Origin of the sequence: Stenotrophomonas maltophilia, assembly GCF_047782825.1 — a bacterium.
In the GTDB taxonomy this organism is placed as follows: Bacteria; Pseudomonadota; Gammaproteobacteria; order Xanthomonadales; family Xanthomonadaceae; genus Stenotrophomonas.
In genome coordinates, this window is sequence record NZ_CP180589.1 from 1105049 (window position 1) to 1117179 (window position 12131).

The window sequence follows — 12131 nt, forward strand, 5'->3', positions numbered from 1 at the left end:
CGCCCGCTGCGCTCGCCGGGCATGGCCCGGCGCTACCGGGCACCCACCAGAGCGAATCCCTCAACGGTCGTTGAGGGTCTTCACCTTCAAGGCTTCACGCAGGGTGGCCAGATCCACCGGGCCGCGCACGGCGATGTCGCGGGTCTCGCCCGGCAGCAGGTCCAGCAGGTTGTCTTCCACCTGCACGTCCAAGGCCCCGAAGTCGATCCACGCCGCACGCACGTAGGCCGCGCTCTGCAGTCGCAGCCGGTAGTGGTCGCCGTCGATGGCCAGGGTCGCCGTCAGTTTCTGTCGTGGCAGCACCTGGTCCTTGGCTTCCACGAAGCCCACCACCTGGCGCGCACTCACCTTGCCGTCCTGCAGCAGCTCGAACACCGCCACGGTGCGCGTCGGGTCGGCACCGGCCAGCAGTTCGGCGTCGCGGACATCGCCAACCGGGGTGACCGCTGCGGCAGCCAGGTTGACCGGCTCTTCACGACGGCGCAGGACCTTGCCTTCCACGTCCATCACCCGCAGCCGCCAGCGCGCGTCCTGCGCAGCGCCATCATTGACCAGCCGCACGCGCGTGTGACCGTCGTCCCGCAGCGCTGCCAGCGTGACCGGTGCGAAGAACCGCCGCGCGGCGAAGTGCAGCGCCTTCCAGCGCCCGAAGTAGTCCACGCTGGACCACGACGCCCCCGGCCAGACGTCGTTGAGCTGCCAGTACAGCGAGCCCATCGTGTACGGCCGCGAGGCGCGGTGGTGCAGTGCCGCCAGCGCGATGCCATCGGCCTGCATCACCTGGCTGAGATAAACGAAATCCTCGAAGTCCTTCGGCGCGCCGTAGCCCAGTTCGATGTAGTGCAGCAGGCGGCTGTTGCCCTCGCCAGCCATGAATTTCTGGTGCGCGCGGATGACCGGGCTGTCGATGCGCTGCTCGGCACGGGTGGCGATCTGGTCCACCGTCGACACCGACGGCCACGCCTGCAGCCCGTATTCGGACATGAAACGCGGGGTCTCGCGCAGATAGGCCTGCACCGGCAGCGCCGGATTGCCCCAGACCTGCCAGTAGTGCTTGTCGCCGCGGGTGGAATCGTTGGCCTTCTCATCCAGGTCGTTGCCGGGCGAACTGGACCAGTACGGCACACCCAGGCCATCCTCGCCCACCACCTGGCGCAGATCCTTGCCGAACAGATCGACATAGCCCTGCCAGACCCGGCCGGCAAACGCAGGATCGGCGGCCTTCAGGTCGCGGCCGTGGCCCCAGTCCTTCCACGCGGTTTCTTCCTCGTTGTTGCCACACCACAGCACGATGCTGGGGTGGTGGCGCAGGCGGCGCACGTTGTCGCGCGCCTCGGCCACCACGCTGGCACGGAAGGCGGGGTCATAGCCCGGCTGCATGCCGCCACCAAACATGAAATCCTGCCAGACCAGCAGGCCCAGCTCGTCGGCGATATCGAAGAACGCGTCGTCCTCGTAATAGCCACCACCCCAGTTGCGCAGCATGTTCATGTTGGCGTCGCGCGCGGCGGTCAGCACCTGGCGCAGGCGCGCGGCATCGACACGCGCCGGGAACGCATCGAACGGAATCACGTTCGCGCCCTTGGCGAAAATCTCCACGCCATTGATGACGAAGGCGAAGCCCTGCCCGCCCGTGTCGTCCTGCTGGCGGCGCAGCTCGACCGTGCGCAGGCCGATGCGCTGCTCGCGCGCCAGCTCGGCCGTGCCGCCGGCATCCAGGCGCGCCTGCACGGTGTAGCGGTCCTGCGCGCCCTGCCCGACCGGCCACCAGCGCCGCGGATCGGCCAGTTCAACGGGAATCTCGACAGTGTTCGCGCCCGGCTTCAGCAGCAACGGGCGCTGCACCTGGGCCACGCTGCGGCCTTCGGGATCGCGCACATCCACAGACACCACCGCCGAGCCAGCAGCGCTGCCCTGCTCCACCTGCAGCAGGACCGCCAGCTTCGCCTGCTGCGCGTCCAGTGCATCGGTGCGCACGGCCAGGTCGGTCAGCCGGTGCGCATCCCAGGTCTGCAGGTCGACGCCGCGCCAGACGCCGGCGGTGACATAGCGCGGGCCCCAGTCCCAACCAAAGTGGTAGGCCGGCTTGCGTGCGAAGTTGCCGACCATCGCGTCCTTCGGTTCGTCACCGTAGGGCGAGGGATAGTTGCCGGCGATCTTGTGCGGCATCGCCTGAACACCCGGCAGCAGGGTGCGGATGGGCGAGCGGAACACGATCTGCAGTTCGTTGTCCTTCGCCCGCAGCCGCCCCTCCACGCGGGCACGCCAGGTGCGGTGTGCGTTGTCCGCGCGCAGCAGCGGCTTGCCGTTGAGGGACACCTCGGCATAGGTATCCAGGCCGTCGAAGCGCAGTTCGGCACTGGGCCTGGCGAGGTCGGCCGCATCCACATCGAAGCGGGCGCGGTATTCCCAGTCGGTCAGGCCAATCCACTGCAGCTCGCCCTCGGCCGCGCCGACATAGGGATCGCGGATCAGATCGTGGGCGAGCAGATCGGTGTGCACGCTGCCGGGCACCTTCGCTGCCCGCCACTGCTGCAGGCCGGGGTGAGCAGCGCCCTGGGCGTCGCCGGGCAGCATGCGGAATTCCCACTGCGCCTGCAGCGGTGCGGCGGTGGCTGGGAACGCGGTCGCTGCGATCAGCAGCAGGAGCAGACGGACAACGAGGGAAAGGCGATGCACGTGATGCTCCTGGTGGTATCCGGTAGCGCCGGGCCATGCCCGGCGAACCTGCCTCAACGAACGACGTTCAACACTTCGTAGCACGCGCCCATGGTGTGGTAATCCACCTTGCCGGCCGGGCTCTTCTCGTCGCTGTACTTGCGGTTGTCGGCATCGAGGATGCGGAACCAGGCGCCGTACTGGTGGTCGACAAAGTGCTCCCACGAATACGCCCAGATGCGTTCGTACCACTGCCAGTAGCGGTCATCGCCGGTGCGCTTGGCCATCAGCGCGGCGGTGGCCAGCGTTTCGGCCTGCACCCAGAAGTACTTGTCGTCGTCGCAGACGAAGCTGTCGCCCCCGATCGATGCACCGTCCATGCCCGGCTGGCGGCGCGATTCCGGTGCGAAGCCGTAATACAGGCCACCGCGCGCCTGGTCCCAGCTGCGCTCAACGGCCACGTCGAACAGGTGCTGGGCGGTCGGCACCAGCCAGTCGGCCTGCACGTGGCGGTCCAGGATCAGCAGCAGCTTGGCCCACTCGGTCTGGTGGCCCGGCTGGAAGCCCCACGGGCGGAACAGGTGCTTGGGATTGTCCAGGTTGTAATCCCAGTCGATCTCCCAGTTCACGTCGTAGTGTTCCCAGACCAGGCCACCGGCCTTGGCGGCCTGGCGGCGGGTCATGTTGTCGGCCAGCTGCAGCGCGCGCTCCACATAGCGCTGCTCGCCGCTCGCCTCGAACGCGGCCAGCATCGCCTCGCACATGTGCATGTTGGCGTTCTGGCCACGGTAGCCGGTGAAGTTCCACTGGCCATCGGCCTCGTCCTTGTACAGGCCGTGCTGCGGCTCCCAGAAGCGTGCCTCCAGCAGCTGCCAGGTCTCGTCCATCCACTCGCGGGCCTGCTCGACACCGGCCTTCAACGCGCAGCTGTAGGCCAGCAGCACGAAGGCCACGCCGTAGCAGTGGTTCATGTCGTCCTCGACCTTGCCGTCGCGCAGGGTCCAGGCATAGCCGCCGGTGGCCGGATTGCGGTGCACCTCGCGCAGATAGCGCACGCCGTGCTCGACCGCCTCGCGGTATTCGGCATTGCCGAATTCGCGGTAGGCCATCGCATAGTTGAAGACGAAGCGCGTGCTGCTCACCAGGTGGCGGTGGCTTGCATCGTAGATGCTGCCGTCATCCCGGAAGTAGTGGAAGAAACCGCCGTTGGGGTCGATGCAGCGCGGGTGGTAGAACGCCATGGTGTCGGCGATGTGCGCGCGCAGGAAGGCGGGCGAACGGAAATCGGGCGAGGTGCTCATGCGGGAAGATCCTGTGCCTGCAGCAGCTGCTGCACTTCATCAAGCGAGGGCATCGCGGCGAACGCGCCCTTGCGGGTAACGGCCAGCGCGCCCACTGCAGCGCCGAAGCGCAGCGTAGCGGCGATGGCCTGCGGGTCCTGGCAGAACGCGGCGAATCCAGCGCCCGCCCCACCCCGCTCCAGCAGGCCGACCAGCACGCCGCCCACGAAGGCATCGCCGGCCGCGGTGGTGTCGACCGTGGCCACGCTGAAGCTGGTGACCTGGCCCTGCTGTTCACGGGTGTACCAGTGCAGCGTGGCAGCACCGTCGGTGACGATCACCCAGCGCGCCTGCGCGGCCAGCAGGCGCTGCAGGACCACCTGGTCGCCACCGGCGCCGTGCGGGGCGGCCAGGTAGTCCAGTTCCTCGCGCGACAGCTTGACCAGGTCGGCGCGTTCCAGCGCCTGCCACAGCCGTGGCGTGGGATCGGCATCGGCCGGCCACAGCGCCGGGCGCAGGTTGAGGTCCAGGCTGACCACGGCGCCTGCCGCGCGGGCACGGTCCATGCCGGCGAAGGTCGCCTCGGCGATGTCCGCTTCGGTCAGGCTGTTGGAGCAGACGTGGAAGCACTGCGCGCCATCGAAGCAGGCGGCCTGGAAATCGCTGTCACGGAACAGCAGATCGGCCGCCGGCGGGCGATAGAAGCTGAAGCTGCGCTCGCCCGCGGCGTCCAGCGCGACAAAGGCCAGCGCGGTCTTGGCCGCATCGGTGCGCACGATGTAGTCGGTACCCACGCCGTGCTCGACCAGGCTCTCGGCCAGGAAGTCACCAAACATGTCGCGGCCGAGCATGCCGACGAACTGGGTGTCGGCACCCAGCCGTGCAGCGGCCACGGCCACGTTGGCCGGCGCACCGCCGGCGTACTGCAGGAACGCGCGCGGGGTGCCGGCCGAAGCCGGCGGCTGCGCTAGTAGATCGATCAAAATTTCGCCGAAGCAGACGATGGCACCCATTCCGGACTCAGCCTCCCTGCGTTGCGGAAGCCGGCGTACGGGCGCCGACCAGTCCGTAGAAAATGATGTAGCCGTAGCACAGCAGCGGCAGGATGAAGCTGGCCTGGACACCGATGTGGTCGGCCAGCACGCCCTGCAGGTACGGCACCACGGCACCGCCGACGATGGCCATGATCAGCAGGCTGGAACCCTTGTTGGTCAGCGGGCCCAGGCGTTCGATGCTGAGCGCGAAGATGGTCGGGAACATGATCGAATTGAACAGGCCGATCGCCACCACCGAGTACAGCGCGACATTGCCGGAAGTGAGCATGGTCGTGGCCAGCAGGGCCACGTTGACCAGCGCGAAGATCGCCAGCAGGCGGCTGGGCGAGAAGCGCGCCAGCAGGGCCGAACCGGCGAAGCGGCCGATCATCGCCATCGTCCAGTAGGCCGACACGTAGTGGGTGGCCTGCTGTTCGCTGAAGCCGCCGATGCTCGGCATCGACAGGTAGTTGACCAGGAAGCTGCCGATGGACACTTCGGCACCCACGTAGAAGAAGATGCCCAGCACACCCAGCAGCAGGTGGCGCTTGCGCAGCGCATCCATGTAGGTGTGGTGGTGGCCCTGGTCGGCCTGCTCGGTGGCGTCGCTCAGTGCCGGCAGGCGGAACAGGAACACGAACAGCGCCAGCAGCACCAGCGCCACCGCCAGGCCCACGTACGGGCCCTGCACGACCTGCGCCTCGGCGGCGCGGTAGGCCAGCTGCTCGGCGGCCGGCAGCGCGCTCAGCTCATCGGCGCTCTTGACCGTGTTGGACAGGATCAGCATGCCGCCGAAGATCGGCGCGATGGCCGTACCCAGCGAGTTCAGCGCCTGCGCCAGGGTCAGGCGGCTGGAGCTGGTCTGTTCCGGGCCCAGCAGCGCCACGTAGGGATTGGCCGCGACCTGCAGCACGGTGATGCCGGTGGCCAGCACGAACAACGCGCCGAGGAAGGCGCCATACACGCGCAGTTCGGCCGCAGGCCAGAAGCCCAGCGCGCCGATGCCGGCGATCACCAGACCGGCCACGATGCCCTTCTTGTAACCCAGCGCGGCGACCAGCCGGCCCGCCGGCAGCGACATCAGGAAGTAAGTGCCGAAGAACGTGAACTGCACCAGCATCGCCTTGGCGTAGTTCAGCTCGAATACCGCCTTCAGGTGCGGGATCAGGATGTCATTGAGGCAGGTCAGGAAGCCCCACATGAAGAAGATGGTGGTGACCACGGCGAGCGCTTTGCCGTTGGTGACGGCCGGTGCGTTGCCCGGGGAACCCGATGGACGGGGCGTTGCGGAGATCGGCATGCGGTTCGCGCCTCGATGCGCGGAAGGTCGTTGGTGCGTGGAAGGGGTATGCGAAGAAATGGATCAGTTCGGTCGGGCGGCGCTGCTTTCGCGGATGCGCAGCTGCACCGGAGCGACCGTGCGCCGCGGCGGCGCATCCGGTTCATCCAGGCGCTGCAGCAGCAGTGCGGCCGCCTGCCGGCCACGCTCGCGCGGGTCGGCGGTGAGCGTGGTCAGCGGCGGCACTGCCACCGATGCCTCGGAAATATCATCGAACCCGGTGACCGCGAAGTCGCCACCGGGGCGGATGCCGCGCGAGTTCAGGCCCAGCATCAGCCCCAGCGCGACGGTGTCGTTGTAGCAGACCGCTGCACTTGGCCGATGGCCATCGACGAACAGTTCGTCGGTGCGCGCTGCGGCTTCCAGGCGGTTGGGGGCCGATTCGATCATCCAGCCCGGCGGCAGCGACAGCCCCGCCTCGGCCAGGGCCTGCTGGAAGCCGGCGCGGCGCTGGTGGCAGGAACTGGAATCGGCATGGCCGCCAAAGAAGGCGATCTGGCGATGGCCGCGTTCGATCAGGTGGCGGGTGGCCAGGTAGGCGCCGTGCTGGTTGTCCAGGGTCAGGAAATCCCAGTCGGCGCCGTCCAGTTCGCGGTTGAACAGCAGCACGTTGGCATTGGCACCCAGTGCCTGGCGCACCAGGGCCGCATCGCTGCCCTCGGCCGGCGACAGGATCAGGCCGGCCGGGGTGTGTTCCATCAGGGTGGACAGCACCGCCTGCTGGCGGTCGGGCGATTCGCCGGTGCTGCCCAGCAGGGTCACGTAGCCGCGCCCGCCCAGCGCCTCGTCCACGCCGGAGGCGAATTCGGCGAAGAACGGGTTGGACAGATCGTTGATGACCAGCGCGATGCTGGACGAGGTCCGCCGCCGCAGGTTGGCCGCCGCACGGTTGTAGACATAGCGCTGCCGGCGCAGCTCGGCCTCGACCCTGGCCCGGGTATCGACGTTGACCAGCGGGCTGCCGCGCAGCACCAGCGACACGGTCGCGCGCGAAACGCCGATGGCACGGGCGATGTCGGTCACCGTCACCGCCTTGCCGGAACGCTTGCTGGAACTGTCGCCGTTGTCGTTCATCGTCTTCCCGGACTCCGCTGGAAGCTCAAGCCTAATGGATCGTGGGCACATCGTGCCGTGCCGTTCGCTGGGTTGCCTCGAACGGCACAACAACGGTCAGCGCAGCTGGCTGCCTGGTGCAGCGCACCAGGACACCGGCAGGTCGGCCACGGCCGTGCCCCAGCCCTGGGTCGGCGCCTGGCCGTCCAGCGCGAAGCGCAGGCGCGGGCCCTGCTGCAGGCGGTTCCAGTCCAGCCACACCGGGGCATGGGCCTGGCCGTCGACCTGCACGCCCTGCACGTACTGCAGGCGGCGGCCATCGGCGCCCGGCGCGTCGATGCGCAGGGTACGGCCGTTGCCCATGTCCACTTCCACCTTGGCAAAGCGCGGGGTATGCAGCAGGAACTGGCCGCTGCCCGGCACCGCCGGGTACACGCCGATGGCACTGAACAGGTACCAGGCCGACATCGTGCCCAGGTCATCATTGCCGGTCACGCCGTTGGGCGCATTGGTGAACAGCTGCTGGGCCGCGCGCACCACGTTGGCGGTTTTCCACGGCTGGCCGATCAGGGTGTACAGCCACGGCGAATGCAGGTCCGGCTCGTTGTTGGGGTTGTAGCGGAACTGGTTGTAATAACTGTAGGGCCCGACCACCCACTCGCGGCGGGCAGCGTTGAGCGGATCGGCCTGCAGCGCATCCATCGCGAAGAAGGCGTCCAGGCGGCGGCCGGCCTGTTCGCGGCCGTCCATCGCTTCCACCAGCCCCGGCACGTCCTGCTGCGCCAGCCACTGGTACTGCCAGGCGGTGCCTTCATGGAAGCCATGGTGCGAGCGCGGGCTGTAGTGGCCATCGGCCGGGGTGTACCACTGGCCGTCCTCGGTGCGCGGGCGCGGGAAACCGGTGAAGCCGGTCTCGGCATCACGCACCTGCGGGTCCCACACCTTGCGCCAGTTGCGGCCGCGCTCACGCAGGATGGCCGCATCCTGGTCGTGGCCCAGCCCGTGGGCCATCTGCGACAGCGCGCAGTCGGCCACCGCGTATTCCAGCGTGGCCGAGCCGCCGTGGTGCGGATCGACATCCATGCCCTTGGACGGGAAGGCGCGGTCGTAGACCACATAGCCCTTGTCCAGGTAGGTCGGGTTGCCCGAGCGGCCGGCCATGCGCGAGTTCAGCGGCGGCGTACCGAAGGCATTGCGGCGCAGCGCATCCCAGGCCTGCGATTCACGGCCCTTCAGCGCACCGAAGCGCCACAGGTCGACCATGAACGGCGTGACCGGGTCGCCGGTCATGATGTTGGTCTCGAAGTTGGCGTAGCCCCAGCGCGGCAGCCAGCCGCCCTGCTCGTCGATGGCCAGCAGGGTGCGGCCGATGTCGCGGGCCACGTCCGGGCGGGTCAGCGCCAGCCACTGGTTCTGCGCGCGGTAGGTATCCCACAGCGAGAAGTACTCGTAGTAGGTCCAGCCATCGGCGCGGTGGATGCCATCGTCGTAGCCACGGTAACGGCCATCGGCATCGCTGCCGGTGAGCGGCTGCAGCAGGGCGTGGTACAGCGCGCTGTAGAACACAGTGCGGTCATCGCCGCTGCCGCCCTGAACGCGCACCCGCGCCAACTGCTCGCGCCAGTCCTGCTGGGAAAGCGCGCGCATCCTGTCGAAGCCGATCAGCGCCCCACCCTGCATGCCCTCGGCGCGCAGGTTGGTGCGCGCGCCTTCGGCATCCACGTGGGAAATGGCACTGACCGCCGTGACCGACTGGCCCTTGGCCAGATCAAAAGTGAACCAGGCGCCGTTCGGCTTCTGCTCGCCTTCCATGCTGTGCCGCGCATCGGGCAGGCCACCGCCCTCGCCCCAGGTGCCATGCGCCTTGAACGGGCGGTCGAATTCGATGCGGAACCAGGTGGTGTACTGGTGGCCGCCGCAGAAGCTCTTGGTGACCAGCTTGCCTTCCACCACGCGGTCGCCGACCACGTCCACCACGCTGCCGATGACCGAATGGCGCTCGTTGGCCTGGCCGACATTGACCAGCACGTGGCCATCGCCGCTGCGCTGGCTGAAGGTGTAGCGTTCGGCCGCGGCACGGGTGCGCGCGGTGGCCTCGGCGTCGATGCCGCCGTAGCTGGTCAGGCGTACCTTGTAATAGCCGGCCTGGCCGATCTCGCCATCATGGGTGTAGGACGAGGCATAGGCCTTGTGGTCGAACTGCTTGGGATTGGCGGTATCGAAATCGCCCCCCGGGCCGATGCGGCCGGTGACGGGCAGAACCGACACCTGCCCGCCCTGCTCCCAGCAACCGGCACCGGACAGGAAGGAGTGGCCGAAGCCGCGGATTTTCTCGTCGTCGTAGCGCCAGCCCGAGTAATGGCTGCCGATGGGGCTGACCTGGATCAGGCCGAACGGTGCGGAGGCGCCGGGGAAGGTGTTGCCGTCATCCTTGCTGCCGATGAAGGTATTGACCTCGCGCTCGAGCGCGGCCGGAGCGGCCTGCAGCCAGGGCGTGACGGCCAGTGCCAGCAGGCAGGCGACGCGCGCCAGCGGGCGATGGGACAGTACCGACGAGCGGCGGGCGGGCAGACGGCGGGACAACCTGGTCACGGACAGGACTCCTTGGCGGCAGGGCGGCATCGGGGCTGCGACCGCGCTGGCCGAACCCCTCGTTTCCATCGGTTCAAATCCGCACCCCGGCGGATTTAGATCGATTGAAGTAAAGCAGGCAGCGCCCGTCCATGCATTCTGCGCCGCAGCAAAAGAGGGGGTTTTCTCTCTGCAGGGCTTGCAGCCCTGCACCTGCTTCAAGCCGGAGCCGAAGCAAAAGCAGAAGCTGGCTTTCCGTGGGATGGCGGGGTGGGTCCGGTTGAGGGGGACGCCGTAAACCCATCCATGAAGTGACCCCCAAAAGTTGGACAGTTGGGGATCAGGCGGCCAGCGCGGCCTGTTCCCGGTACTTTACCGGGCTCAGACCCTTTAGTTTCAGTCGGATACGGTCTTCGTTGTAGTACCGGATGTATTCCACCAGCCCGGCTTCCAAACTTTCGATGCTGTCAAAGGTGTTCAGGTAGAAGAATTCCGACTTCAGCGTCCCGAAGAAGCTCTCCATGGCCGCGTTGTCCAGGCAGTTGCCACGCCGGGACATGCTCTGTTTCAGCGAGTGCGTTGCGAGCTTGTGGCGGTAGTTTTCGTGCTGGTAATGCCAGCCTTGGTCCGAGTGAATCATCGGTCGATCTGCGGGCGAAAGCTTCTTGATCGCTTGATCCAGCATCTCACCCACCAGGTCGAATACTGGTCGACGCTTCATCTTGTAAGTCACGATTTCGCCGTTGTAGAGGTCCATGATCGGCGAAAGATAGAGCTTCATGCCCTGCACCTTGAACTCGGTTACATCGGTCACCCACTTACGATTGGGCATCTCAGCCTCAAACTGGCGGCCCAGGTCGTTGGGAACCACGACATTGGCCGCTCCCTTGAACGCGCGATAGCGCTTGATGCGTACCCGCGACTGCAGGCCCAGCTCGGCCATCAGCCGCTGTACCCGCTTGTGGTTGATGGCCTGGCCCTGATTGGCCAGCTCCAGTGTTATGCGACGGTAGCCGTAGCGCCCTTGGTTCTCGTCGTAGATCGCGCGGATGCGCTCACGCAGCTCCGCCTCGCCCTCATCGGGATGGGCCAAGGCGTTGATCTGGTAATAGAACGTGCTGCGAGAGAGCTCGGCCGCCTCGAGCAACAGCGGCAGTGCGTAGATCTGCCTCAATCCTTGGACGGCTTGCGCTTTGCATCTCGCGCCGCCTGCTCTTCCCGGATCAAGGCATCGAGTTTTTTTAGGTAAGCGGTCTCCGCACGCAGGTAGGCCACTTCCTTGAGGAGCTCATCGCGGCTCATGTCCTCGGCGGGCTTGGACGAGCGGGTCTTTTTCATCGGCTTTTGAGGCGGTAATGGTGGCGGTGCCAACGCTTGGGCACCCCGGCACCCCCCTTAGCATACAGCCGCCGCCACAGCCCCACTGCGCCGGCATCGCCAATCTGGAAGTAAGTGGTGGCCTCACGCGCGGACATTCCGTCCTGGCTCATCTTCTCCAGGACCGCAAGTTTGAACTGGAGATCGTAGGACCGCGGTTTGCGGTCAAACCCCGGTCGGCCATGCAGCCGGTAGGTCGCTGCCCACCGCCTCACCGTGGAGAACTCCAGGCCATGGCGGCGGGCAACAGCCTTGACCGATGTGGAGGTGTTGCAGGCCTCTTTAGCCACCTGCAATTTGAAACGAACCTCATATCTGTTCATGTAACCCTCTGGGTTGGATCAGGTGTCCAACTCCAGGGGGTCACTTCACCATGGGGGCTTGGTCGCCGCATCCATGCGGCTCACACCCCCTCAACCGGACCCACCCCGCCTTCGACAGTTTTCTGCGATCTGTCGAACTTCAGATCTTCGATTTCGACATCTGACAGATCTCGTCGACGAATGATGTCGATGTTCCAACCGTCACCAGGAAACTGTCGGGGGTGGGGCGGTGTGGGCTGGCAGGACCGCAGGCGCCATGGATGGCGCCTACGAGCCCCCATGGAAGGGTTTACGGCGTGTCCTGCCGGCCCACACCGCCCCGCCCATCCAGCAGCAAGCCAGAGCTGCCTTTGAAGTTGAAGTTGACGTTGCCGTGGCTTGAAGCAGGTGCAGGGCTGCAAGCCCTGCCGACCCACCCTCCCCGCGCATGTAAACGATTCCAGCGCATTTCGCCGAAACATCATTCGTCAGACACGTCACTGCAATATTGCGCAGC

6 protein-coding genes and 1 pseudogene are annotated in these 12131 nt (G+C 66.9%); all 7 read right to left on the reverse strand.

Translation table 11 applies throughout. From position 1 onward, the window contains the following. Positions 1–60: 60 nt before the first annotated feature. The gene (locus ACM2ZB_RS05045) at positions 61–2679 is read right to left on the reverse strand and encodes a beta-mannosidase (RefSeq protein WP_416057692.1); all 2619 of its coding nucleotides are present in this window, start codon (positions 2677–2679) and stop codon (positions 61–63) included. A 53-nt stretch (positions 2680–2732) separates the two neighbouring features. Further along, positions 2733–3959, reverse strand: coding sequence for an AGE family epimerase/isomerase (locus ACM2ZB_RS05050; RefSeq protein ID WP_416057693.1), 1227 nt, complete (start codon positions 3957–3959; stop codon positions 2733–2735). Then, positions 3956–4951 (reverse strand): carbohydrate kinase family protein, encoded by a 996-nt coding sequence (locus ACM2ZB_RS05055; protein ID WP_416057694.1) that lies wholly within the window; start codon positions 4949–4951, stop codon positions 3956–3958. Before ACM2ZB_RS05055 ends, ACM2ZB_RS05050 begins: the two co-directional genes overlap by 4 nt. 7 nt (positions 4952–4958) lie before the next feature. Next, entirely contained in the window at positions 4959–6272 is a 1314-nt protein-coding gene (fucP, locus tag ACM2ZB_RS05060; RefSeq protein WP_416057695.1) for an L-fucose:H+ symporter permease, read from the reverse strand. 63 nt (positions 6273–6335) lie between these two features. Then, on the reverse strand, positions 6336–7385 hold the full coding sequence (locus ACM2ZB_RS05065) for a LacI family DNA-binding transcriptional regulator (RefSeq protein WP_416057696.1): 1050 nt from the start codon (positions 7383–7385) through the stop codon (positions 6336–6338). Positions 7386–7481: 96 nt separating this feature from the next. Beyond that, positions 7482–9986 carry a GH92 family glycosyl hydrolase gene (locus ACM2ZB_RS05070; RefSeq protein ID WP_416058623.1) on the reverse strand — a complete coding sequence of 835 codons (2505 nt, stop codon included), beginning with the start codon at positions 9984–9986 and terminating at the stop codon, positions 7482–7484. 289 nt (positions 9987–10275) lie between these two features. After that, positions 10276–11635: pseudogene (locus tag ACM2ZB_RS05075) on the reverse strand (IS3 family transposase). Between the last annotated feature and the right edge of the window lie 496 nt (positions 11636–12131).